Source organism: Pediococcus cellicola (assembly GCF_001438655.1).
GTDB classification, from domain to species: domain Bacteria; phylum Bacillota; class Bacilli; order Lactobacillales; family Lactobacillaceae; genus Pediococcus; species Pediococcus cellicola.
In genome coordinates, this window is the sequence record NZ_JQBR01000014.1 from 1 (window position 1) to 24,240 (window position 24,240).

Sequence of the window (24,240 nt, forward strand, 5' to 3'; positions counted from 1 at the left end):
ACTGAATCGTCCCTGTGGCCGCACTAATTGTATACTTTGCGGTCGCGTTGCTTAAATCAAACGTGTAGTTCATATTCGCTTCAATATTCTTGATTCCGGCTGCCGTTAATTGAACCGTGTAGTCTTTGACTGCCGAACCATTATCAACGACTTCGTAGTCCCCAGCTTGTAAGATATAACTTGGTGCTGGTGAACCATCATTGGTGGTAAAGCTGATCGTTGGCTTAACGCTGACTTCGTTACCATCATACGTCTTTCCAGTTGAATCTAAGGTCAAACTACCAGTGGCTGCCGCTTTAGCAATAATAATCTTACCTGGAGTAACATTGGCCGATGATAAAATATAATCTGTGCCCAATGCAGTCAACACTGTCTGAATTCCAGTTGAATTTAAGGTGTACTTATATCCAGTCGAGTTAACGGCTGCAGAATTCTTAGTAACTACAACATCTTTACTACTTAAAGGAATAACCTTACTACCTACCGTAGCCGTCAATCCCGCCGCTTCACTAGCGTTTTTACCGTTATAAGTAACCGTTGGACTACTCAATGTCGCAGAAGCAATTGTTTTCAATACATAAGTATCGGCTCCTGTTCCGGGATAGGCAGTGATTACGGTGCTTGCCTGTGGCTTAGCTGTAGTCCCACTTCCCACGTTAACCCATTTTGTTGTTGAAGTAGTATTTGGTAAAGCAACAGAACCTCCTGTTACGTTAGTAGTCACAAACCCTGAACCAAAGGTAATTTGCTTAAGCGAAGTCATACCACTAAAAACATTTGTCATGCTTGTAAGAGCACTTGTACTCCAAGAACTCAAATCCAATTGCTTAATGGAACTAGCACCGCTAAACATATTTTCAATTCCGTTAGAAGGATTCCCATTTTTGTCAACACCATTAACTAGTTTCGAAGTGTTCCAATTTGAAACATTAAGTGAATTTAACGAAGTGTTATTTCTAAACATATACGCCATTGAAGTGACAAGACTTGTATTCCACTTTGAAAGATCCAACGACTGCAAGCTTGTTGCACCATCAAACATAGCATAGGTATTGTTTAAAGAATTAGTAGTCCAATTTTCAATTCCTGTGATTGTAGTTAAGCTTTTTGCACCAAGGAACATAGAAGCAAATGAAGTTGCACTATTCATCCCCCAATTAGAAACATCCAACGTTAGTAATGCTGAATCATTTAAAAACATCGACGAAGCTGACGTAACTGAAGACATATTCCAAGATCCGGTACCCAATCCAGTACCCGATATTGATAATAACTTTGTTGTGCCCCTGAACATACCAGTAATATCCGTTGCGGAAGAAAAATCCAAATTTTCCGCACCAGTTATAGCGGTTGTTTGGTCTAATGACCCAAACAAGTATGAATTACCATTTTTTAAAGTGATTTTTCCATCAATACTTATAGTTGTAAACTCTGACTGATACTGTTTCCAAGGTGAAACCAAGTTTAAAGGTAATTGAGGATTAGCAGCTTTGCTAGTATTTGATGCTATCGGTGTACCTGCTCCTAAATGCAGTACACCGTCTGAAATGTACCACTTTACCGTACCATAAATACCCTTAGCTACTACCGGAGTTTTAGCAACTATATCTACAGTTCCATCCACAGTAGAAGCAAATGGATCACCTGTGTAGACATAATTTTTTAGATCACCACCATATGTTCCAGTATTCGCATTTGCGTTAACGTCACTTCCGGGAGTCCAAAAATTCACCGTGTCAGCCGCAGCAGAACTAGCCACTGCACTCGAGCTGGCAGCCTCACTAACAGCTGCAGCAGATACCGTACTAAATGACTGGCTCTCACCTGTTGCTGCATATACAGCACTTCCGGCAGCCTCTGCGTTAGCAATGTCTTCTGCAGTCGGGTCTACTAAAGTTTCACCATTTACATATTGACTGGCATCGCTTGCAAAAGAACTTAAACTTGTAGACGCATTCGAGGCAGAATTTGAGGCCGACTCAGTGTTTGAATTTGAGTTCAAACTAGAAGCAGAACGCAAACTTGAATTGGAAGCACCACTCGTCACTGCGCTCGAAGCTACCTGTGAAGTTGCACTTGAAGTCTGATTTCCTGAAGTGTTTGCGGCAGAACTCGTATTCGAACTAGTCGCATCCGAACTTGATGCACTGCTTAAACTAAGTGATGTAGCTGAATTAGTCACAGAATCTGTGCTTGAAGACTTGGCAATTTTGGTGGTAACACTAGTCGCCAAACTTGTCTCTTTGCTAACACTTGATACGGCACTCGAAGCAGAACTACTGCTTGCCGCTGCGCTGCTACTTTGTTCAGAGCCAACTGCAGTGCTTTCTGTTGAGCTGGCAGTAGTAGCCACACTGGCAGCTGAAGTGGATTCTGACTTTACGCTACTTACCGAACTGGCATCAGAGGTCACACTACTTTCGGAAACAGAGGTCGTTGTGGCTTCTTCCGCATGAACAACCGGTTGATTGAAGGCAACACCGCCACTAAAAATCAGCAAAGAAATAGCCGCTACAAGCCAACCCTTGTTAGTTTTGAACATTTTGTAATGTCGTTTTAATTGGCTCTCATCCCTTAATAATTTCAAACGTTTTTTTTGCTGAGTCTCATTCATTTTTGTAGCCTCCTGACAACTATGACTCTATATAAACCCATAATTTTGAAGTTTCCTGAATCATCAATTTTATTCCAAACACTACTAATTAAAATTATCACTGGTTTGTATTAAAATTGGTATATTTATGTTTACGGACGTCATCCCTATTTTTCCTTTTTGATTTTAGTGATTAATTCCATAAACATATTAATAAAATTTCAAGTGAACACTTCCTACAAAGCCTTGATATGTAGGGTACAATCACCTTTAAAACTATGTAACTAACTTTGTGGCACAACTTTACTGGTGTATTTTCTTACCTTATTGCTGCATTTCACCCTAAAATAAGAATCAAATTATACACCTTTAATATAGACGATAGAAACCGGTTTCGCAAGGATAAATAATTACTATCTGAATGTCTCCTTATCTATAAATTACCTATTTTTAGCATAATGTGTCGTTCTAGGTAAGGCAGCCTTTACATAGAACTATTCTTCAGAATGCGAATCGTTAACCCTGTATAATAATTTACAATTTTTCTTCTCATGGCAAATCTAATAAAGCTGGCAAGTCTGAGAACTATTTAGAAAAGAAAAGGGTTGAAAAATGACTTTTTCAACCTTCATGCTGTAAATTTATCTTTCATTTTTTGTCCTATCATCTCAGCTCAACTTACGGTGTGTGCCTAGATTGACCACCAAAGTACCCACAATAAACGCAATAAACAGAAAGTTTGCAACAATTGCCAAGCCAGAAGCCACCGTCTCTAAGCCAAACGCAATCAGAATAAACGTCCACGACTGCATGACTAACCAAACAACGAGACCATCTGCTAACGAAAGATTGAATAATTTAATATTCAAAAAGTCTAAAAATGCCGGTAACTGAAACTCAAAGTTGCTAACCTTTTTCCGGCACAGATGTAAACTTACCAACCCAATCAAAATTTGTGCGAGGAAAAAGACAATCAAAATTGCGATCAGTGAGTTGACCTGATCGCCAGGCATCACCGTAATGACATTTACGGAACGCCCCCAAAAATCAGTTAACGTAGGAATCTGCGTCGTGAGCGTTTTCCCCAGAAAAACAACTGTTAACACTTCCACAAAAATATTGACTAACATCAACCAGCTGAGTTTATATCTGAATTTAATCATCATAGGCCTCCGTTCTCACCCTTGCTTTTTCATTTCGCTTCATATGTAAGCGCTTTATTAACACCCTTATTATACTAGCTATTTTAAAATTAGCCAACTTCTGATTTTACTTTCATCCTAAATCTAGCTTATATGAGGTCGCAAAATTACAAATAACCACAAAAAAGAGTGATGCCATCGCTTACATGTGAGATCCTAGGCATAGGTTGTTACAATCTTATTAATTCACAAACTTTGGAGGCGTATCTATGCTATATATTATGTTACTGATTTTTACTACTTTTTGACATATGCACCATCATTTACGCTTTCGTTAGCGTTATAGCGTATTGTAGATAACTACGCATTTACATAGTTGTCTGTTTCACAAGCTTTAAACTGAAAAAAGTTTACCCCCTGATGTCTTAGCTCACTTAAAAGCCGTTTTTTATTGTTACCAGGGCAAAATTTTCTATTTTTCTTCTAAGTCTAAAAACTATTGATTATAATTAAGAATTAATCGGTTTTAAATCAAATCTGTTTAAATATGCAAGTTGTACAATTTGAATTGAAAGGAGAGGTAACTATGAAAAAACTTGGAGGATTTATTTTATTGGCCGTTAGTATGTTTATCATCGGATTTCTGTTAATGATGCTGATTTTTCTTCTCAATTGGAAATAAAAACCAAAAAGTGGCCAGTAGTAAAAAATCTTTTTAAATGCTGAAAAAAAGATTCAGACTACTGCCATAGCCCAAATCTTACTTAAACTCTATTCACCAAAAATTAACTAAGTTTACGATGCATCCCCACATTCACTGCTACAGTGCCCACAATAAATAGAATAAATGCAAAATCAGAAGCAGCATTTAACAACTCAAACGCAATTAGCACAAATGAACAAGATTGAATTGCGAGCCAAATAACCACGCCATCAGCTAAGGATAAATTAAATAATTTAATATTTAAAAAATCTAAAAAAGCTGGAATTCGAAACTCAAAATCATTCACAATTTTACGACACAGATGCAAACTTACCAGACCAATTAAGACTTGAGCTAGAAAGAAAACGATCAGAATCGCAATCAGTGAATTAATTTGATCACCGGCTATAACATTAATAGAATAAACCGGTCGGTCCCAAAAGTTAATTAACGTTGAAATCTGAGTCTGCATACTTTTCCCTAAAAAAGCACAGTTAGTACTTCAACAAAGATATTCACTAACATAAACCAATTGAGTTTGTACTTAAATTTAATTATTGTAAGCCTCCATCCTCGCTTGTAGTATAATAGTTTTGCTAATGTAAACGCTTCATTTGCAACTTCATTATGCTAGGCAAACTTCTAATTTCAGAAGTTTATTAAAAACTAGTGACGTAATCGCTCGCATATGAGATGCTAAGAGTAGGTTGTGTCGTTATTGATCAACAGACTTTGGAGGTATGTATCAATGGTATATATAATTTTACTCAGTTTTTTAGCTTCTTTATTTATCTGGGCCGGTTTTATTGTCACTGCCGATCACTCTGATCGCCGTACCGTCGTGACTAACGGCCTTTGGATTTTAGTAATTCTACTTATTTTAAAGGCCATTCAAACCTATGCTTGGTTGCCTTCTCGTAATCCACTTTCACTACTTGGCGCCAATTTAATCTGGGGGGCTGTCACCTTAGTTGCCCTGTACTTTTTATGCAAAGTCACAACCCATTCAAGTTTTTTCAAAACTAGCGTGGCAGCAGGTGGTCTATTAACCGTTCTGCTAATTGTTGTGGCTGGTGGAGAGGCACATTCAACTTTTTCGGTCAAATCAGTCGCCAAAAGTATTCAAACCAAAAAAGTTTCTAGTAAAGCTGCGCCTACTTTCAAACGGGGTGTCACGCCGGTTGCACTTTCACCCAAAACGGTGAAAAACCGGATGAATAAAAATATGAGTGATGTGCCGAACTCTCAATATTTTCACTTAGGTGATATTCAAGCTCAGTACTATCACGGTAAGCCCGTTTACATTGCCCCCGTTGAATTCGACGGTTTCTTTAAATACCTGTCAGCCAAACAACGCACACCAGGTTATTTTATTATTGATGCTACCTCGGTGAGTGCCGAACCTAAATTTGTGCGTAAGTCGATGAAATACACCAATGCCAGTTACTTTAATAACAATGCGCAACGTCACATTTATCAAGACTATCCGCAATGGTTAGTGGCCGATAATAGTGAACCACAACTTGAAGTTGACGAAAATGGCACCCCGTATTACATCGAAACTACCTATAAATCTATGGCCTTAAGTCATCGGATCAATTATTCAAAATTACATGTCATCGCTGTCAATGCCGTTACCGGAAAAACTAATTTATATACTTTGAAAAATTTACCTAAATGGATTGATGAGGGAATCACTTCAGATGTAGCCGACTACATGAACACGGCTTACGGCAAATATCAACGCGGTTGGTTAAACATGCATCTCAGCAAAACTGGCATTCAGGTTCCAACAAATAGTGAGGTCATTTCCACGTTTGATCGGCAAGGACGTGTCCAATACTTTACAGATTTTACCAATCCACGCTCAGATGCAGATAGTGCGCTAGGCTATTCCATGATTAATGCCCGCACTGGTCAATTAATTTACTACAAAACCCACGGGATCATGGATTCCGATGGCGCACGTAACAACGCGGATAACAACTATAAGGCTCAGCAGTGGAAGTCTTCTATGCCAGTCATTTATAACATTAATGGCAAACCTACTTGGGTCCTTTCCATCTTAGATAGTACTAGTGCTTTCCGTGGTTACTACTATATAGACGCGGCCGATCAGTCGGTTCATGCCACTGGTAATAATGCCAATGAGGCTGTGGACAATTTCCGGCAGGCATTAGTTGATAGTGGTGCCAGTGCTGGCAATACTGCTGGAACTAAGCTCAAAACTATCACTGGCACAGTTGACCGAGCTGCTTTAGTCACCAAAGGGAGTAATCAAGACCTATTGTTTACACTTTCAGGCAGTCACACTGTTTATACAGTAGATGGTGATGATTTTCAAAAGGCATTATTAACCCAAAACGGAGATAAGGTCCGCATTAAGGCTTATGTCGTAAACGGTAAATCCGTCGGAAACGTGGAAAAATTCACGAATTTAAACTTAAACTAAATTTTCTAGCTTTAAAGCTAGTGGAAAACAGTGTTTTAACTTCGTGTAGCTTAGGAAATCGCATGCGTCCTTCTTTGAATCGTCGGATTCCGAAGCTAAGCGAAGAAATCAACCTTTTTCCTCAAATTTTGACCATTAAAGTTCGGAAACAAGAAAAGGACTGGGAAAACTTCCCAGCCCTTTTCTATTTTTCATAAGTCAATGTTCGATCAGGATTGTCTTACCACATACCCAACTGCACCCGAGCTTCACGACTCATTTTATCAATGGTCCACATGGGTTCCCAAACCAAATTAATTTTGACGGTTTGCACCCCCGGTAGTTCTTGCACAGCCTGGGTAATGGCTTGATTCAAAACATCCGTTAAGGGGCACCCCATCATGGTTAAGGTCATTGTCACTGTGCACACCCCTTTTTGGTCACAGGTCACACCGTAAATTAAACCCAAACTGACTAAGTCCACCCCGATTTCCGGATCGATCACTTTTCCTAACGCCTGATAGGCTTGTGTCTCAAAACTTTCACTTTGTTTACACACCATTTCTCCTCCTAACCAATCGCGCCTTCCATCTCAAAACTAATCAAGCGATTCAACTCTACTGCATATTCCATCGGTAGTTGTTTGGTAAAAGGCTCCACAAAACCCATCACAATCATTTCCGTTGCCTTTCGTTCTGGAATCCCACGGCTCATCAAATAATAAAGTTGTGCTTCGGAAATTTTGGAAACTTTGGCTTCGTGTTCCATCGACACCTCGCTGTTACGAATTTCGTTATACGGAATGGTATAACTGGACGATTGATCATCCATAATAATGGTATCACACTCTACGTGGGCAAAGGAGCCTGCCGAATCTCGGCCAAATTTCACATTCCCCCGATAATCCACAATGCCACCGTCTTTCGCGATTGACTTCGACACAATTGAAGAAGACGTGTCAGGTGCATTATGAATCATTTGCGCACCTGTATCCTGATCCACATGTTTACCGGCCACCGCAATGGAGAGCATGGTGCCTCGCGCACCTCGTCCATTTAAATAAACCGAAGGATACTTCATGGTAGTCTTAGATCCCAAATTGCCGTCCACCCATTCCATCGTCGCATTTTCCAATGCCTGTGCCCGTTTAGTTTCTAAACTGTACACATTGGTTGACCAATTTTGAATGGTGGTATAGCGGCAATAGGCATCTTTCAAAACGTTAACTTCTACTACAGCGGCATGTAAACTGTCAGTATCATACTTAGGTGCCGTACAACCTTCCACGTAATCAATCCGAGCACCCTCATCCACAATAATTAAGGTCCGTTCGAATTGACCTGAATTGGCCGCGTTAATGCGAAAGTATGCTTGTACTGGAATTTGTGTTTGAACACCCTTGGGGACATATAAAAAGGTGCCTCCCGACCACACAGCCGCATTCAATGCGGCAAACTTATTATTAGTCGGTAAAATCAGTTTGCCAAACCATTTTTTAAATAGTTTTGGATATTTTTGCAACGCTGTATCAGTGTCTGTAAAAAGGATGCCCTGCTTTTTAAACGTTTCACGCATGTTGTGATAGACAGCTTCCGACTCATATTGCGCCGAAGAACCCGCCAAATATTGCCTTTCAGCTTGCGGCACGCCCAAACGATCAAAGGTTTTCTTGATGGTGGCTGGCACTTCATCCCAATTACGATACTTTTTATCCGAGGCTTTTTGATAATACAACATATTTTTTAAATCAAGATCATCGAGCTTAGGCCCAAACTTAGGCATCGGCAACTTTTGATAAATACGATACGCGCGCAATCGATAGGCTAACATCCACTCCGGCTCGTGTTTTTCGGCCGAAATTTGGCGAATGATAGCTTCACTTAGGCCTTTCCCGGTTGAAAACACTGGTTTTACGTCATCGTGAAACCCATATTCATACGCTTCTGAAGTGTTGCTACTCATTTCAATGTTCCCTCCAATGCCATCTTAGCTGCATGCCAGGCTAAAGTGGCACACTTAATTCGCATCGGAAATTCGGCCAGGCTTCCCAACACAGCCGCATCCCCTAACGCCTCTTTTTGATTTTCTGCAATTGCTTTTCCCATGGTAAGGGCAAAAAACGCCTCACACTGTGACAAGGCCTGTGAAACCGAATTTCCCTGCAAAACGTCGGTCATCATGCTGGCAGATGCCTGGGAAATGGTACATCCCTGTCCCTCAAACGAAATTTCACTAATTTGATTTTGTGCCACGCAGATAAATACCTGAATGTCATCTCCGCATGAAGGATTATGTAACGTGACTTTTTGTGTAACTTGTGAGATTTCCCCTTTATGATGCGGATGCTGGGCATGGTCCAAAACCACTGCTCGATAAAGGAGATTTAGCTTATTCAGACTCATGATTGAAAAACTCCTTTACCATTTTTAAAGCATAGACAAAACGATCCATTTCGGCAATCGAATTGTAAAAGCTCAAACTCGCTCGAACCGTTGATTCAACGCCCAAGGCTGCCATTAAAGGCTGTGCACAGTGATGTCCGGCGCGCACCTCAACACCTAACATATCCAGACCAGTTGCTACGTCATGCGGATGAATATGCGCTAAATTAAAGGTGACAATGCCTTCATGTCGCTCAACAGTTTGTGGTCCATAAATGGTAAGTCCCTCAATTTTCTGTAATTCGGGTAATAGGTGCATCATTAATTTTTTCTCTGTGGCTGCAATCCAAGACATTTCTAAGTGATTCAGGTAATCAATGGCTGCTCCCAAACCGATCACACCTCCGATATTGGGGGTCCCAGCTTCAAATTTCCAGGGCGCTGGTTGCCACGTTGCGGTCGTTTTGGTGACATTTTCAATCATTTCACCGCCAAATTGAATAGGGGGCATTGCCTTTAACAGCTCTGATTTGCCGTACAAAACGCCGATTCCCGTTGGTGCCCCCATTTTGTGACCCGAAAATGCCAAGAAATCGACATTTAAATCTTGTACATCAAGCGCATGATGCGCCACAGTTTGTGCCGCATCCACCACCACATAAGCGTGCTGCTGATGGGCAAGTTCAACAAGTTTCTTAACCGGGTTCGTCACCCCTAAAACATTACTAGTCTGTGCCAAGGCGACAATTTTGGTCTTCTCTGTCAACTGTTGTTTAAAAGCATGCACATCCAAGGTCTGGTCAACTGTTAAAGGCACGTATTTCAAAATGGCTTTTTTTCGCTTAGCAAGCTGTTGCCATGGGATCAAGTTACTGTGGTGTTCCATAATCGTTAGTAAAATTTCGTCGCCTTCCTGAACGACTAATTCACCAAAACTACTGGCAACCAAATTCAAGCTTTCCGTTGTGGATCGGGTATACACAATTTCATGTGCATTCGCCGCATGAATAAAAGCGGCGACCTGTTCACGAACTTGTTCATAAGCTTGGGTTGCCTCTTGTGCCAAGGTATAGACCCCACGGTGCACATTTGCATGCGACTTTTGATAAAATTCGGTAATTTTTTTTAACACCTGATTGGGAGTTTGTAAAGTTGCCGCATTATCCAAATAAAGTAAGGGTTCTTCGTTCACCTTACGATCAAGTATGGGAAAATCTTTTCTAAGTGTTTCACGTTTAATTGTCATGAGCTAACTTTCTTTCTAAAACATCCTGGAATTTTTTGCGAATTTGTGAATGCGTAATTTCCTTGGCAAAAGTTCCAATAAATCCGCGCACCACGAGTTTCTTAGCAATCGGCTTAGACAGCCCGCGACTCATGAGATAATACAATTGCTTTTTGTCTAATCGCCCCACACTCGCTGCATGGCCGGCCACCACATCATTTTCATCGATTAACAAAATGGGATTGGCATCCCCACTTGCTTGGTCTGATAACATTAAAACCCGATTTTCCTGTTGGGCAATAGTCCCATGGGCCCCATGGATAATTTTGCCAATACCATTAAAAACCAAACGAGATTGATCCATAATGACCCCGCGTTGCCTAATGTTACCAATTGAATGCGGTGCAAAATTGGTAACTTGGGTATTCATTCCCTGTGTTTGCTTGCCGACCGTGATGGCCCCATTATTAATGGTAGCCACAGATCGCCTGCCAACTAATTCTGCATTCATTTCTGCTAACACATTACCGGAACTAAACGACCCAATTGTCCATGTTAATTTTGCATTTTCACCAATCCATGCCTGACGATTGATATAAGCTGCTTTACTTGTAAAAGCATCGATATTCACCAGGTTCAACTGACTATTTTCTTCCAACACAATTTCTGAAACGCGGTGTTTCGTCTCAGTTGGTTGCCTAGCCTCATCCATGACACAAATGGTGGCTTGAGCGCCCCTGTCCATAATGATGAAGTTGTGACTAACCTCTGCGGCATGTGGACCATGTTCAATTTGGTTTACAAAAATTGGGGCCGTTAGCTTAGTATTTGCCGGTAAATAGATGAAATTCCCGCAATTCATGTAGGCCGTACTGAAACTAATTAACCGATCGGCCCAATCGGTGATTGCCCTTTTCATAAAGTAAGTTTTTAACAATTTTTCATGTTGCTGTAACGCTTCTGCTAACGAACAGTAAATATAAGCATCCGAACTTGGTTTATTTATGGGCCTTTTCGGCTGCACCGGCGCCTGCAATTCGCCCAATCCCCAATTGATGTAATTGACTTTGGCAAACCGTGGATCTTTCGTGACTCTTAATTTTTGTAACGCCTGTTTTCGCAGATCCGTAAACCACGCGGGTTCATTGGGAAATCTAGTAGTCAGTAGCGATTCTGTGGTTGTTTTTAGCATCCTTAGACCTCCGAATCAACTAAATTCACATGAATGCCTAGCTCATCACGTAAGCCGGCATACCCCTCATCTTCTAAGCGGTCAGCCAGCTTGGCATCCCCTGATTTAACAATCCGACCGCCCATCATGACGTGGACTTGATCTGGATGAATGTACTTCAAAATCCGCTTGTAGTGGGTAATCATCAATGTGCCAAAGTTAGGTCCCATCACATGATTGACACCTTTGGAAACCACCTGTAAAGCATCAATATCCAACCCAGAGTCCAGTTCATCTAAAATAGCAAAAGTCGGTTTAATCATCAATAATTGCAAGATTTCGTTTCGTTTCCGTTCGCCACCTGAAAAGCCCTCATTCAAATATCTGGCTGCCATATCCTCCGTCATATTAAGAATACTCAGTGCTTCATCCAGTTGTGCCAAAAAATCTTTGATTGCAATCGGCTGTTTTTCAGGTCGCCGCGCATTGATAGCGGCACGCAGAAAGTCCATATTCGTGATACCTTTTATCTCCGCGGGATACTGCATCGCTAAAAATAGCCCAGCACGTGCCCGGGCATCCACCGGCTTCTCTAACAGACTTTCATTGTTCAGTAAAATATCTCCCTGAGTGACCTGATAGTGCGGATTGCCCATAATTGTCTCTGATAAAGTAGATTTGCCTGTCCCATTTGGTCCCATGATGGCGTGAACTTCGCCCGTATGCATCACTAAATTTACGCCAGTTAAAATCTCTTTACTTTTTTGCGTGTCATCGTCTTTTACACTGACATGCAAATCCTTAATTTCTAAAGTTTCCATATTAATCTGCTCCTTTATGCCGCACCAGCTACTCCTAATATGGCGCCAATGGTATAAGTTACCAATGTTGTACAAATTCCGACCGCAACGTTGCGAAGAACCGCACGATAAGTCGGTGTCTCTGCCTGCCGATATCCCACGATTGCATTTAACGTGAGTGCCAGAACCATAGCTAACGCCGTATTCGTCACCCGCCAAGTGCTGGCAGACAAGGTAATCGCCAGCAAGGGAATCACGGCACCACACAAAAAGAAAACAAATGAGGCTGCCGCGGCGTGCAGCGGATTCAAAAGATCAATCTCATGAATCTTAGTTTTGTACATCCCAGACTGCGCAAAATTAGCTTCAGTAGCTGTTTGACTATCCAGCCGACTTAGCTGTACTTCTTTTTGAGCACTGACCGAAATGTACTCGCCGCCCGCCATGGAACAGGCTCCGGCTAGCATTCCAGATATTCCGCTCACGAACAGAGTGTGTGGATTCAAATCAGCAGCCGCGGCCCCCAAAACGATACCCGAAACCGAGATGATGCCATCATTAGCTCCCAATAGGCCGGCACGAATCACATTTAAGCTATCCCAAAAATGTAATTTTTTGGTTCCCATTATTCTTCAAATTTCGATCATTTACTTACTCCATTCACTCAGTTATTTCAAAAAGCCGAGAAAAAATGCATGAAAATTTTTAGGTATCAATCTCCATGCACATCACTTGTCGTTTTCTAACGTTTCAACTTATCCCAAATGACAACTTGTTTTGTGGCTAAAGATTTTGGCACATCGATAATGCGCTGGTTGGCACTACCGCGAAATTGCAACGTTAAATCTTTTTGCGCTTCAAGAAAACGGCCATCCACTAAAATATCGATCAATGATAACATCTCTAATTTGTCATCAGAATCTTTTAGAAGTTCATCCCATGTATATCCAGACCAAGACCAAATGTCTTTGGTATGCCCGAACTCTTTGCGGACACGTTTACAAATACGGATACAAACTTGCGTATTCAAAAACGGTTCGCCACCCAACAAAGTTAAGCCCTGAACATAATCTTGACTCAAATCCGCAATAATTTGATCTTCTAAATCCTGCGTATAGGGTTTCCCATAATGGAAATTTTGCGCCGCCACGTTGTAACAGCCTGGACAATGAAAGGGGCAACCACTCACATACAAGCTGCACCGCACACCTTCCCCATCTACAAAGTTAAAGGCCTTATAATCTGCAATATACTGGAGGCTTAAATCTTTAGCCAACCACTCTTTGGGAGTCGGATTGTTTGGCCCGTGCGTTTTTGGCTGCATTTTCGATCATCTCCGTTGTTAAATTTTTTCGTCGTGATGCTATTTCAACATGACGTCCGTGAACCATTGGGCGTTGTTGTGGGTTTCCAAGATAGCCACAAGTTCGTTTAACCACATCACAAAATTGGGGATCGTGATTTCCACATTGTGGGCACTGAAAACCTCGGGCAGTTGCCTTGAATTCACCTTTAAACCCACATTTAAAGCACTTATCAATTGAAGTATTTGTTCCTAAATACCCCACATGATCATAGGCCCAATCCCAAACGGCCTCTAAAGCTTTCGGATTTTGAGTTAAATTTGGATATTCACAATAATGAATAAAGCCCCCTGAAGCATACTTAGGAAAATCCTGTTCAAAAGTTAACTTATCGAATGGTGTCGGATGTTTACGCACATCGTAATGGAAACTATTTGTGTAATATTCCTTATCCGTCACATTTTCGACTTTGCCAAATTTAGCAATGTCATCTCGACAAAAAGTATCCGTTAGTGATTCAGCTGGTGTGGAATATAAGCTGTAGTGATACCCACTCTCATTTGCCCATTCATCACATTTTTGTCGCATGGCGCGTACCACCTTTTCTGCAAAGGCGTGGGCTTGGTCGTTTTTCTCCCAGTCTGGGCCATAGAAAACGGTACAAACTTCATACAACCCAATGTAACCTAGCGATACTGTGGCGCGTTGGTTCCGGAATAATTCATCCACATTTCCATCGGCGGGTAACCGTTTGCCGAATGCCCCGTACATATATAATAATGGCGCATTCTTAGGTTGAGCCTGCTTAGTTCGTTCGATACGATAAGCTAAAGCTTGATGGCAAAGCGTCATTCGTTCCTCAAAAATTTCCCAGAACAACTTTTCATCACCATTGGCAGCAAGTGCTAAGCGTGGCAAATTCAACGTCACCACACCCAAATTCATACGGCCTGAATTCACTTCTTTACCGTTTTCGTCCTTCCACCCTTGTAGAAAAGAGCGGCATCCCATGGGTGTTTTAAAACTACCGGTAAGTTCTTTAATTTTGTCATACATGAGTAAGTCGGGATACATTCGTTTGGTTGAACATTCAACTGCTAGTTCTTTTACATCATAGTTAGGATCTCCCGGTTTTAGGTTAAGACCACGTTTTAAAGTGAAAATTAACTTAGGAAAAATGGCGGTGCGATGCTCTGTTCCCAAACCTTGAATCCGAATTTTTAAAATGGATTTTTGAATCTCACGTTCAATCCAACTAGTACCCAAGCCGAAATTAACGGTTGTAAAAGGCGTTTGGCCCTGTGAGGAATACAAGGTATTAATCTCATATTCTAAGGCTTGCATCGCATCATAAATATCTTTTTTAGTTTTTGCTTTGGCATAATCTTCCCGTTTATCGGCCGCCACCCACTTTTGGGCATCTGCCAAATGCTTCTCGTAGTTCAGCCGTGCGTATGGCGCCAGTAATTGGTCAATTCGGTTAGCGGAACAACCACCATATTGTAAAGAAGCTACGTTGGCAATGATTTGTGCCATTTGCGCAGTGGCTGTTTGAATTGAACGCGGCGAAGAAACTTCCGCATTACCGATCTTATAGCCATTTTTTAGCATGCCGTCAAAATCAATTAAACAACAGTTAGTTTCTGGCGTCACAGGCGAATAATCTAGATCGTGCCAATGAATATCCCCACGTAAATGTGCTTTGGCAACTAACTCGGGTAACATTTTTAATCCCATTGCTCGACTAGCAGCTCCTGCCTCAAGATCACGTTGGGTATTAAAAATGGTACTGTCTTTGTTGGCATTTTCATGGACGACCTGCGCATCACGATTAAAAACTTTTTCAATTCGTTTTTGCACATTCGTGGCATCTTCAAATTTGTGTTGTGCTGCTAAAAAGTAATCTTGATAGCTTTGTGCGGCGCTATCCAAGTGCAATTCTCGTAATTGCGCCACAATCACCTCGTGAATTTCTTTTGTTTCAATTTGTTTTTGGTTTTTAAAATGCGTATATAAAACGGCATATATTTCGGCTTGCTTGTCCTCATCCGCCAAAACTTTTGACAGGCTAAATTTTAGCTTATAGGGATGAAATTTAGTGATTTCACCATCCCGTTTTTGAACAGGGATATCACGTAATAGTTCCAATTCGTCCTTAATTATTGATATCATCTTGTACCTCCTACTGCTTTATATTTTATCTATTATTGTGTTTAAGTAAGTAAAATACCACAATCAGTTGTGATTTTGCCTAACTGGCATACTATATATGGTAGCTCATTTAGATTCATTTGTGTATGATTTTTTTAGTAATTTTTACAAGTAAATTTGGTAACACTGTCATAGCGCGTTTTGTAAAGTCAAAAAAATTTTTCGAATTCATTTTTAATGTTAGCGATTGCAAAAGTACTTGAAATGAAAGTGAAAAAGCCAGCTCAATCCATCAAAAATAAATGGTAAAATCACATTTTGAAGTAACAATCCCCAATAAATGTCCAACATAACTAGCTGTTCTCTTACTAATAGCTTTCACGTCCAATTCCTTTAGATCACAAAAATAGAGCAATTGAAGAAAGAAATTTCTCCAATCGCTCTATTTTTTAATGCGCTGTTTCTAAAAGTTTAATTGTTATCTACTGTAAAGCCGTCACAACTTCCAAACTTGCTGAGAAATAGTTTCGTTTCTCAATTGACTTTGGCAATTGTTTGCTTGTACGTTTTGTTAAATTCTTGTAGCCCATCGTCTTAGCCGCAAAATTGACTGGCGCTGTAAATGCCGTATTTTGATAACTATTTACGGCATGTCCCGTCAATGTGTAAACAGCAGTTACCTTTTTACGCTTATTAAAGAAATTCAATTGTTTCTTCAAAGCAGCTTTTGTGGTCTTATCTTTCGAAATTTTATACGTCTGCGCCAATCTGAATGGCATGCGACAAGCATTGTACCCATACTGATTATCACTTGCCCCTTCGATTTGATAAGCTTTAAAGGCTGATAACTTAAGGCTCTTGCCTCTTACGCGAATAAAATCAGGGAAAAGTCCTGATTTATGTCGTGCACTTATCTTTTTCACAGCAGATTGACTTCGGCTGGCCACTTTACTCCAAGTCTTGTCCTTGGTGTACTTTGCAAAAGTTTTAAAATAGCCCGTCATTAAGTCTGAAGTCCGTAACTTACTTTGATCATAACTGTTTGTTGCCCAGTTACCCATCTTTGGTAAATAAGTCGTCTTATTGATTTCTTTAGCCTTAATCGCTTTTAACAACGATTTAGCTGCGGCACGATAATTAGTTTTCTTACTGCCCCATTTTTTATCCGCCAAAATTAACGAATAAGCAATATCTAAATCACCATCTGTTGCACTATTCTTTTCAGATCCAACACTCTTCAGTTTGCCCGAACGCTTAGCCTGTCGCCAAGTCATCAGCGGGTTTTTGCTTGAGATGCGATGCGCACGATAATAGCTGTACATTTGATTAAATGTAGTATGCGTATTAGCACCCTTTTTTGCCGCCAATACCGTCGCCAGCATGCCATACCCCTGACCTTCAGAGGTTGCATACACTTGACCTGAACCATTATTGTTCTTCACATACTTCTGCGATTTACCTGCCACATAAGCCTTCTTCCACTGATTATATAAAGTGACCGCATGGCTTGTTTTGGCTTGGACCGAAACTGTGTGTGTATTTATCACGGTAATCGATAGTCCCATTAGCACAAGGACGCTTAATACAGCCAGCCATAATTTATTTCGTTTCACCTTAATGAACTCCCTTCTTTGACTATTTCCAGTTTTATTATAAGCCTCTTTTGCGTGTATGGTTAAAAAAACAAGCGATCACAAATAGTCATGACTGCTTGTTTAAAGATGCCCCTGCCAAGGACTTTTATTATACCATTTTTAAAATCAACAACTTATTATTTTCCCGAATAGCCAATCCACATCCCAATCAATAAAATGATCAACACAAACGTCGTAATCCAGACGTAGAGACGATCCTGTTCTTTTACGAAAGCATAAATGGAGACCACCACTCGTAAAACGGGAGTCAAGATTAACAAGAATAAGCCCAACATGACAATGGCGAAGGGACGTAATTCAACAATTCCAGACAAAATTGCATTAACTGTAGTGGGATATAGATTGGCCGCGTAACCAGTTTTACCAGTTACGATAATCATAATTAATCCCAAAAGGATCACAACTGCAGAAACCAGTACACCAATTCGTAAAACTTGACCAATAATGAGTTCAATCTGATTCATTTCTTCCACGCGTTTTAATTCTTCATCTGAGCTTGTTTTTTTATTTTGAGCCATTAGATGGTCACCCCGAATCCTTTAAGAAACATTTGGAGACCAATATAAAACAGAATTGGAATAAAAATCATCCGCAACACACGTGCCCGCAAATGCTTCATTATTTTTGAGCCTAAGGTTGCGCCAACCAAAATACCAATTGCCAAAGGCGACGCAATTTCTGGGCGAATGGAACCATTAAAGAAGTAAACGGTGGCACTTGCAGCCGCCGTCACCCCCATCATTAAATTACTGGTGGCACTAGAAGGCTTAAGTGGCATTTTCATAATGGTATCCATTGCGATCACTTTAAAAGCGCCACTACCGATTCCAAGCAAACCACTTGCTAGCCCAGCACCTAACATCATCGCAAATCCACCAGGAACATTCGATACCTGATAATCAATCTGTTTGTCCACCGCGTTATCATAATAACTACCATTTAATTTTAGCTTTGTGGATAACGAATCTGCTTGAATGGCCTCACTAGTCTCTTTTCCTGCCCGCATTTTACGAAACATATTCCAAGCGGAAAATAAAAGAAGTAAGCCAAAAAGCATATATAATACCATAGAAGGCAGCACACCAGTCAAAATGGCACCTACAATGGCACCAACCGTTGTGGCAATTTCGAGAAACATTGCAACCCGTAAATTCAGCATATCATCTTTTAAGTAAGCAACTGTGGCCCCGGAGCTTGTAGCAATTACAGAAATAATGCTGGCTCCAATCGCGTATTTAATATCAAGGCCCATTAAAAGCGTCAAAATTGGCGTCACAATCATGCCACCACCAATTCCAAAAATGGCTCCAAAAATTCCAGCCGCTAGTCCCACTACAACTAGCAATAAGATCGTGTTTATCATGAGCTTCTTCCTCTCCCCATATTTTTGACGAAAACTACTTTACTAATAGTAAAAGAAATCACCTAAACAATCAATAAGCCTTGAACAACTAGAACTTAGTCATTCAAGGCAATTTTACTACTTATTTAATTTTCAACACACACTAAACTTACGAGAATCGACTGAGAGCCCAAAATACGAACCCCGCAGCTGCAAAAATGAGCCACCAATAACGGGCTAAAAAATCCCACACAGTCAACGGCTGCCGCGTTGGCATTTCAGTGAAAGCCAGTTGGCCCTTGCCTCTAATCAACTGGTCCAAGCTAATCTCAAATAAATTACTCAAATCAATTAAATTTTCAACTGTCGGATATTGAAGACCTTGCTCCCATTGATTAATAACCTGTTCGCTTACTCCCACCCGCTGCGCTAAATCAGCCTGCGACAACTTCAGGCGCCGTCGGTTTTGATAAATCTCACTTTGTAACTCCATCGTCATCACCCTTTCAATTTAATTATGATGACTATAAGAATATAAGTAAAGAAAGGTGTTTATTAAATTACAAAAGGGACTTTACAATCAGAACGTACGTTCGTATAATAAGATTTATCGAGGAGGTTTTTATCATGAAACAGTTGTCAGGACGCATTACATCACCAATTAAGGTTCTTAATCTCACACCACTTGTTCGCTTTGAACTCACAGTTTCCACAGGTCAAAAAATAAATTGTTTAATCCATCAGCACGCCTTAAATTTTTTAGCTTTAGCCGACCAAAATTCACGGATTGCTGTATATGGTCATCCAAACGCTCGTCATCAATTTGTGGTCACTAAATTCATGGTTCAAGCTAACTCTCGTTTAGCTAATTTTTCTCACAGCGCTTAACTAGAAATGCACAACACTAGGTGTCGGTTGTTGAATACCACTTTCAAGGATACTGATATCTAGTAGGGTTTGGGCATCACTTACCAACTTTTCTTTTCCGTTCAAAATACTGTCACATAAAGAATCATAAATTCGTCCATAATCGCCTTGCAAAGATGGAATTTGTTTTTCGATCCAGTCACCGTTTTGATTATGGTACTTCACACGGCCGTATTTGTCTGGTGTATCTTGACCAAAGTGAGTGTCACCCGGCATAATGCCCAATTTGAGATCATTTTCTTGTTGGTCAATGTCGTATTTTAGGTAAGAGCCATTGGTCCCGTGCACAATAAATCGTGGGTATGGTGCAGCCACTAACGGATTCGTTTTGACGGTGACTTTTAATTTGCCATAATGTAGATCGACTTGATAATAGTCATCTAGGGTACTTTCTTCATTTTGAATCGTACGAATATCATAAGCCGCGGCCTGTGGGCGACCAAAAATAGCCACCATTTGATCTAGCATGTGAATCCCCAACCCATAGAATGTGCCATTGATTTTATCACCCGTATGGATGGCTTTATCCGGCCGGTATTTATCCATATGAGATTCAATTTCCAGAGGTTCACCCACGTAACCACGGTCAAGCACTTCTTTTAGTGTCAAGTAGTCGCTATCAAATCGGCGATTTTGGTAAGGCATCGCAATTAAATGTCGCTGATTGGCTAATGTGAGTAGCTGCTTAGTTTCCATAACAGTTTTACAAAATGGCTTTTCTACTAACACGTTTTTACCATGTTCCAAAACCTGTTTGGCATAATCAAAATGGGTGTCTGCTGGCGTACAAATTGTGACCAGTTGTACCTCGTCATCATTTAAAACTTCATTTAAGTCAGTCGTGAAGCGAATGCCCAACCCGGCATATTGTGTCTCACGATCTTCATGCCGCCGATGATTATAGATATATTTCACTTCAATGTTCTTACGCTGTTTTAAATAGGGCAAATGATACCGGTTGGTACTTTTGCCAAAACCAATAATGGCCATTTTTAAACTCATATCATCAATCTCCTTTTTGTTCGTAACTTTATCATAAGCGAGTGAGAAATCGTTTTCAACCGAGATAGACACTCTCTCCTGTATTGTTCAGCTAAATTTTTAACTCTTCCCTTAAATTGGCTGGTTTCCGCAATAACACGGTTGCCGTATTTTTTTCTATCAAAAAAGGCGCTTGCTAACCAAACGCCTTTGGAAATATTCTCATCTTCTGATTAATCTCTGATTTTACCGAATCCATAATAAGATAGCGCACCAAATGGCGGTAAAACAAATACTAAAATACTCCAGATAAGTTTACTACCCCGTTTAAAATCATGACTTTTCAAAATATCAATCAAAGCAAACAGTTGAATTAAACCACCTAAGACAACTAATGGCCAATAAGCCTTTTTCATAGATTTACCTTTCATCATGGTCACGCTCCTCATATTTTTTTCTTACTATAAAGCTAGTATGAACCACTTTGAAAGCGTTCGCAACAAATGTTCTTAACAATTATATTTGTGTTGAAAAGCAGCCATTTTTTGATACTCCGGAATTAAAAGCTGACTGCATTGCTGCCATATTGGCATCAAATCTTGATATCGTTTTACATTTGTCAAATTAGGGTGCCACACCTGACTACCTGACGTTCTATCTTGTAAAAAGTGAATTTTCAAGCTATCAAATCCCATCGTGGCTGCTCCAAGTGCAGTTCCAGTCGACCCATCAACGACCTCAATTGATTGATCAAAGCAATCTGCCAAGATTTGCACCCACAAACTCGCTTGGGCAAATCCTCCTGTAGCTTTAACCCCATGAATAGGCCCCGTCAGCTTTTCAATCATTTGTTTGACCACACAAAGGTTTAAGATAATGCCTTCCAAAACGGCACGCACGAGATCGGCCTGGGTATGTTGTCTTGTTAAGCCTAAGAAACTGCCACGGGCATCTGCGTTCCAGATTGGAGCACGTTCGCCACCCAAATATGGCAAAAACATTAAGCCGTGCGCGCCTGGAACTGACTGACTCGCCAAATTCATTAGTTCAGGATAAGTTAGTCTAGGTTGTTTTTTTAACCACTGTTCCTGAACCCACTGCAAAATAATGCCGCCGTTGTTAACGGGACCGCCAATAATCCATCGGTCCTTACCTAACACATAACAAAATAAGTTTCCTTTGGGATCCAAAACTGGATGATCTACCACCATGCGCACCGCACCACTTGTGCCAATACTTACTGCAAGTTGGTCCGTTTTGGTGGCGCCCGCGCCTAAATTAGCTAACGCGCCGTCACTACTGCCAACAATAAACGGGAGCTTACCGGACACTTGCATTTTTTGAGCAACTTTCGCTGTTACTCCTGAAAAAATCGTTTCTGTCGCCACTAATCGTGGGAGCTGGGCTTGAGAAATTCCCGCTATCTTCAGTGCTTGGTCATCCCAGGTCATCGTTTTTAAATTGAACAGCCCTGTGGCCGAAGCCAGGCCGTAATCTGCCACGTATTGCCCAAACAATTTATAAAAGACATATGTCTTAATACCGATGAATTTTTGAGCTTGGGCAAACAAGTTTGGTCGTTCCTCACGAAACCAGATAATCTTTGTGAGTGGCGTCATAGGATGATTAGGTGTGCCCGTTTTCTTATAGAGTATTTGTGCTATTCCGTTTTTTTGTAACGCCTCACTTTGTTTAATCGCTCGATTGTCAGCCCAAGTAATCACACGAGTTAACGGTCGGTTTTGACTATCCATTAATATAAGACTGTGCATAGCTGCCGAAAACGATACGCCACTCACTGGATAACTTTTTGCTTTCGCAAAGGCCATCATTTGCGCTATTCCGCGCATGACTACTGCCAGAATTTCATCTGGATCTTCCTCCGCATATCCAGGAAGTGTTTGATAAAGCGGATAAGTTTCCATCGTTTTTGTGAGTAAATGACCGTTCTGATCAAAAAGTGCCGTTTTAGTACTGGTTGTTCCGATATCTACCCCAATTATTGCGTGCATGTTCTTCTCCTCGACCCTTTGAAGCTAAATCCGACCAAAGGGGACCAAATTAATTACTAACATTCGTGCTTCATTTGCTTTATAATTTTAATTGTAATCGAAAAATGACATTGTGCCAGTCAAAATTGGTCACAAGAATAAGAAAGGATTGTTCATTATGAAAATTGGTGTGATTGGTGCCACAGGCAAGGCCGGTTCAAAAATTGTCAATGAAGCTCTTAGTCGAGGTCATCAAGTGACAGTACTTGTCCGCAGTGCTGCTAAGGCAAAGACCCTATTCGGCGATAAAGTGACCATCATTGAAAAAGATGCGTTCGCGTTAACAAAACATGATTTTAATGGCCTTGACGCCATTGTGAATGCCTTTTCCGTTCCCTTGGGCAAGCATCTTGCTTATCAACATATTGATTTGGCCGTTCACTTGATCCATCTTTTGAGAGGCACCCAAACTCCCCGAATTTTGTTTATTCTGGGTGGCGGTAGTCTTCAGACAGAAAAAGGTCTTTTAGTTGATCAACTCAAACAAATTCCCAATTCTCAAGATTGGATTGACACTCCTGAATCACAGTATCACGAACTTAACTTCCTAAGAACTGTGACTAACGTAAACTGGGTAGGCGTTTCCCCATCTCAGAGTTTTGAGGACGGTCCCAAAACAGACTATGTCCTTGGTAAAGATCAGCTATTATTTGATGAACACCAAAAATCCGTAGTTACAACAGGCACCATGGCTGCTGCAATTCTGGATGAACTCGAACATCCCACCGTTCGTCAGGCACGTTTTACCGTCCGTAACAAGTAAAGCACACCCCAACTTTAAGGAGAAATTCATGCAAACAAAATCCGTTTACCTTGCTGGCCCATTTTTTAGCGAAGGCCAAACTAACCGTGTTCAAGCGGTTAAACAACTACTTGAAGCCAATCCTACGATCAACTCTGAAGCTATTTTCTTACCGGGAAAAGATGAATATACCGATGCAGCTGCTGGCTCATTTGAATGGCAAGTGGCGACGTTCAATGCTGATGTCCGTCAAATTGATCAAGCGGACGTTGTCGTTGCCATTCTCGATTATGAACTGGAAGCGGACAATCATGAACCTGATACAGGCACCATTTGGGAATGTGGCTATGCGTTTGCACAACGAAAACCGGTATTTTTAGTTCGCTTTGATAAACAAGAACAGCTTTCGATCAATTTAATGTTAGCTGGCAGTTACACGGCTATGTTTAACGGCGAAAAAGATATTCAACAGTTGGCAACTTACGATTTTTATAACTTAAAAAACAAGTATGTTAAATTGGACGTGATCTAATCGATCGAAAAAAATGCTTTATTCTTAAGTATTTTACTAATCATAGATTTTTCAGAAAATAAAAAGGCTGGGGAACGCTGCGATAATCCCTTTGTGGTTGTCAGATGAA

The 24,240-nt window shown here is 40.7% G+C and carries 23 protein-coding genes; 4 read left to right on the forward strand and 19 right to left on the reverse strand.

The window, feature by feature from the left end:
- The 3 genes from IV80_RS09455 to IV80_RS09465 all read right to left on the reverse strand — a co-directional run.
- Window positions 1-2,614 (reverse strand): BspA family leucine-rich repeat surface protein (locus IV80_RS09455; protein WP_157048837.1); only part of this gene is annotated, 2,614 nt, incomplete at its 3' end.
- Between the two features lie 647 nt (window positions 2,615-3,261).
- Window positions 3,262-3,756: a hypothetical protein gene (locus tag IV80_RS09460; RefSeq protein WP_057752768.1), complete on the reverse strand. Its 495-nt coding sequence runs from the start codon at window positions 3,754-3,756 to the stop codon at window positions 3,262-3,264.
- 764 nt (window positions 3,757-4,520) lie between these two features.
- Entirely contained in the window at window positions 4,521-4,910 is a 390-nt protein-coding gene (locus IV80_RS09465; protein WP_057752770.1) for a hypothetical protein, read from the reverse strand.
- A gap of 276 nt (window positions 4,911-5,186) precedes the next feature.
- On the opposite strand from IV80_RS09465, the gene IV80_RS09470 reads away from it, so the two are divergent.
- Complete coding sequence (locus IV80_RS09470; protein ID WP_057752772.1) at window positions 5,187-6,890, forward strand: hypothetical protein; 1,704 nt, start codon at window positions 5,187-5,189, stop codon at window positions 6,888-6,890.
- A gap of 220 nt (window positions 6,891-7,110) precedes the next feature.
- On the opposite strand, the gene IV80_RS09475 is transcribed toward IV80_RS09470, so the two are convergent.
- From IV80_RS09475 to IV80_RS09535, 13 genes are all read right to left on the reverse strand, one after another.
- Window positions 7,111-7,431, reverse strand: coding sequence for a metal-sulfur cluster assembly factor (locus tag IV80_RS09475; protein ID WP_057752774.1), 321 nt, complete (start codon window positions 7,429-7,431; stop codon window positions 7,111-7,113).
- A gap of 8 nt (window positions 7,432-7,439) precedes the next feature.
- Window positions 7,440-8,831, reverse strand: coding sequence for a Fe-S cluster assembly protein SufB (gene sufB, locus IV80_RS09480; protein WP_057752775.1), 1,392 nt, complete (start codon window positions 8,829-8,831; stop codon window positions 7,440-7,442).
- Window positions 8,828-9,271 carry a Fe-S cluster assembly sulfur transfer protein SufU gene (gene sufU / locus IV80_RS09485; RefSeq protein WP_057752776.1) on the reverse strand — a complete coding sequence of 148 codons (444 nt, stop codon included), beginning with the start codon at window positions 9,269-9,271 and terminating at the stop codon, window positions 8,828-8,830. Before sufU ends, sufB begins: the two co-directional genes overlap by 4 nt.
- A complete protein-coding gene (locus IV80_RS09490) occupies window positions 9,258-10,496 on the reverse strand; it encodes an aminotransferase class V-fold PLP-dependent enzyme (RefSeq protein WP_057752777.1) in 1,239 nt (412 codons plus the stop codon). Before IV80_RS09490 ends, sufU begins: the two co-directional genes overlap by 14 nt.
- Window positions 10,486-11,667 carry a Fe-S cluster assembly protein SufD gene (gene sufD, locus IV80_RS09495; protein WP_057752780.1) on the reverse strand — a complete coding sequence of 394 codons (1,182 nt, stop codon included), beginning with the start codon at window positions 11,665-11,667 and terminating at the stop codon, window positions 10,486-10,488. The genes IV80_RS09490 and sufD overlap by 11 nt, the downstream gene beginning before the upstream one ends.
- A 2-nt stretch (window positions 11,668-11,669) precedes the next feature.
- Complete coding sequence (gene sufC / locus IV80_RS09500) at window positions 11,670-12,467, reverse strand: Fe-S cluster assembly ATPase SufC (RefSeq protein ID WP_057752782.1); 798 nt, start codon at window positions 12,465-12,467, stop codon at window positions 11,670-11,672.
- Window positions 12,468-12,481: 14 nt separating this feature from the next.
- Window positions 12,482-13,072, reverse strand: a complete 591-nt coding sequence (locus IV80_RS09505) for a VIT1/CCC1 transporter family protein (protein WP_083490591.1) — start codon at window positions 13,070-13,072, stop codon at window positions 12,482-12,484.
- 116 nt (window positions 13,073-13,188) lie between these two features.
- A complete protein-coding gene (gene nrdG / locus IV80_RS09510) occupies window positions 13,189-13,770 on the reverse strand; it encodes an anaerobic ribonucleoside-triphosphate reductase activating protein (protein ID WP_057752784.1) in 582 nt (193 codons plus the stop codon).
- Window positions 13,715-15,922, reverse strand: a complete 2,208-nt coding sequence (gene nrdD, locus IV80_RS09515) for an anaerobic ribonucleoside-triphosphate reductase (protein ID WP_057752785.1) — start codon at window positions 15,920-15,922, stop codon at window positions 13,715-13,717. Before nrdD ends, nrdG begins: the two co-directional genes overlap by 56 nt.
- Window positions 15,923-16,383: 461 nt before the next feature.
- Window positions 16,384-17,514 carry a family 8 glycosyl hydrolase gene (locus tag IV80_RS09520; protein ID WP_057752787.1) on the reverse strand — a complete coding sequence of 377 codons (1,131 nt, stop codon included), beginning with the start codon at window positions 17,512-17,514 and terminating at the stop codon, window positions 16,384-16,386.
- Between the two features lie 158 nt (window positions 17,515-17,672).
- On the reverse strand, window positions 17,673-18,074 hold the full coding sequence (locus IV80_RS09525; RefSeq protein WP_057752789.1) for a DUF1634 domain-containing protein: 402 nt from the start codon (window positions 18,072-18,074) through the stop codon (window positions 17,673-17,675).
- A complete protein-coding gene (locus IV80_RS09530) occupies window positions 18,074-18,919 on the reverse strand; it encodes a sulfite exporter TauE/SafE family protein (RefSeq protein ID WP_057752791.1) in 846 nt (281 codons plus the stop codon). The genes IV80_RS09525 and IV80_RS09530 overlap by 1 nt, the downstream gene beginning before the upstream one ends.
- A gap of 148 nt (window positions 18,920-19,067) precedes the next feature.
- Window positions 19,068-19,391, reverse strand: a complete 324-nt coding sequence (locus tag IV80_RS09535) for a helix-turn-helix domain-containing protein (protein ID WP_057752793.1) — start codon at window positions 19,389-19,391, stop codon at window positions 19,068-19,070.
- Between the two features lie 134 nt (window positions 19,392-19,525).
- Between IV80_RS09535 and IV80_RS09540 the strand changes: the two genes are divergently transcribed.
- Window positions 19,526-19,786: a hypothetical protein gene (locus tag IV80_RS09540; protein WP_057752795.1), complete on the forward strand. Its 261-nt coding sequence runs from the start codon at window positions 19,526-19,528 to the stop codon at window positions 19,784-19,786.
- Here the strand turns inward: IV80_RS09540 and IV80_RS09545 are convergent, their stop codons facing one another.
- The 3 genes from IV80_RS09545 to IV80_RS09555 form a co-directional block, all read right to left on the reverse strand.
- Entirely contained in the window at window positions 19,787-20,827 is a 1,041-nt protein-coding gene (locus IV80_RS09545) for an oxidoreductase (RefSeq protein WP_057752797.1), read from the reverse strand.
- A gap of 212 nt (window positions 20,828-21,039) precedes the next feature.
- Window positions 21,040-21,240, reverse strand: coding sequence for a PLDc N-terminal domain-containing protein (locus IV80_RS09550; protein ID WP_057752799.1), 201 nt, complete (start codon window positions 21,238-21,240; stop codon window positions 21,040-21,042).
- A 75-nt stretch (window positions 21,241-21,315) separates the two neighbouring features.
- Window positions 21,316-22,818, reverse strand: coding sequence for a gluconokinase (locus IV80_RS09555; RefSeq protein WP_057752801.1), 1,503 nt, complete (start codon window positions 22,816-22,818; stop codon window positions 21,316-21,318).
- A gap of 157 nt (window positions 22,819-22,975) precedes the next feature.
- Between IV80_RS09555 and IV80_RS09560 the strand changes: the two genes are divergently transcribed.
- Together IV80_RS09560 and IV80_RS09565 are read left to right on the forward strand one after the other, a co-directional pair.
- On the forward strand, window positions 22,976-23,620 hold the full coding sequence (locus IV80_RS09560) for an NAD(P)-dependent oxidoreductase (RefSeq protein WP_057752803.1): 645 nt from the start codon (window positions 22,976-22,978) through the stop codon (window positions 23,618-23,620).
- 28 nt (window positions 23,621-23,648) lie between these two features.
- Window positions 23,649-24,131 carry a nucleoside 2-deoxyribosyltransferase gene (locus IV80_RS09565; protein WP_057752804.1) on the forward strand — a complete coding sequence of 161 codons (483 nt, stop codon included), beginning with the start codon at window positions 23,649-23,651 and terminating at the stop codon, window positions 24,129-24,131.
- Window positions 24,132-24,240: the final 109 nt, after the last annotated feature.

Coding starts and splice junctions, on each gene's coding strand:
- IV80_RS09460 (WP_057752768.1), bottom strand. CDS start 3,756: ATGATTAAATTCAGATATAAACTCAGCTGGTTGATGTTAGTCAATATT.
- IV80_RS09465 (WP_057752770.1), bottom strand. CDS start 4,910: ATGCAGACTCAGATTTCAACGTTAATTAACTTTTGGGACCGACCGGTT.
- IV80_RS09470 (WP_057752772.1), top strand. CDS start 5,187: ATGGTATATATAATTTTACTCAGTTTTTTAGCTTCTTTATTTATCTGG.
- IV80_RS09475 (WP_057752774.1), bottom strand. CDS start 7,431: ATGGTGTGTAAACAAAGTGAAAGTTTTGAGACACAAGCCTATCAGGCG.
- sufB (WP_057752775.1), bottom strand. CDS start 8,831: ATGAGTAGCAACACTTCAGAAGCGTATGAATATGGGTTTCACGATGAC.
- sufU (WP_057752776.1), bottom strand. CDS start 9,271: ATGAGTCTGAATAAGCTAAATCTCCTTTATCGAGCAGTGGTTTTGGAC.
- IV80_RS09490 (WP_057752777.1), bottom strand. CDS start 10,496: ATGACAATTAAACGTGAAACACTTAGAAAAGATTTTCCCATACTTGAT.
- sufD (WP_057752780.1), bottom strand. CDS start 11,667: ATGCTAAAAACAACCACAGAATCGCTACTGACTACTAGATTTCCCAAT.
- sufC (WP_057752782.1), bottom strand. CDS start 12,467: ATGGAAACTTTAGAAATTAAGGATTTGCATGTCAGTGTAAAAGACGAT.
- IV80_RS09505 (WP_083490591.1), bottom strand. CDS start 13,072: ATGGGAACCAAAAAATTACATTTTTGGGATAGCTTAAATGTGATTCGT.
- nrdG (WP_057752784.1), bottom strand. CDS start 13,770: ATGCAGCCAAAAACGCACGGGCCAAACAATCCGACTCCCAAAGAGTGG.
- nrdD (WP_057752785.1), bottom strand. CDS start 15,922: ATGATATCAATAATTAAGGACGAATTGGAACTATTACGTGATATCCCT.
- IV80_RS09525 (WP_057752789.1), bottom strand. CDS start 18,074: ATGGCTCAAAATAAAAAAACAAGCTCAGATGAAGAATTAAAACGCGTG.
- IV80_RS09530 (WP_057752791.1), bottom strand. CDS start 18,919: ATGATAAACACGATCTTATTGCTAGTTGTAGTGGGACTAGCGGCTGGA.
- IV80_RS09535 (WP_057752793.1), bottom strand. CDS start 19,391: ATGGAGTTACAAAGTGAGATTTATCAAAACCGACGGCGCCTGAAGTTG.
- IV80_RS09540 (WP_057752795.1), top strand. CDS start 19,526: ATGAAACAGTTGTCAGGACGCATTACATCACCAATTAAGGTTCTTAAT.
- IV80_RS09545 (WP_057752797.1), bottom strand. CDS start 20,827: ATGAGTTTAAAAATGGCCATTATTGGTTTTGGCAAAAGTACCAACCGG.
- IV80_RS09550 (WP_057752799.1), bottom strand. CDS start 21,240: ATGATGAAAGGTAAATCTATGAAAAAGGCTTATTGGCCATTAGTTGTC.
- IV80_RS09555 (WP_057752801.1), bottom strand. CDS start 22,818: ATGCACGCAATAATTGGGGTAGATATCGGAACAACCAGTACTAAAACG.
- IV80_RS09560 (WP_057752803.1), top strand. CDS start 22,976: ATGAAAATTGGTGTGATTGGTGCCACAGGCAAGGCCGGTTCAAAAATT.
- IV80_RS09565 (WP_057752804.1), top strand. CDS start 23,649: ATGCAAACAAAATCCGTTTACCTTGCTGGCCCATTTTTTAGCGAAGGC.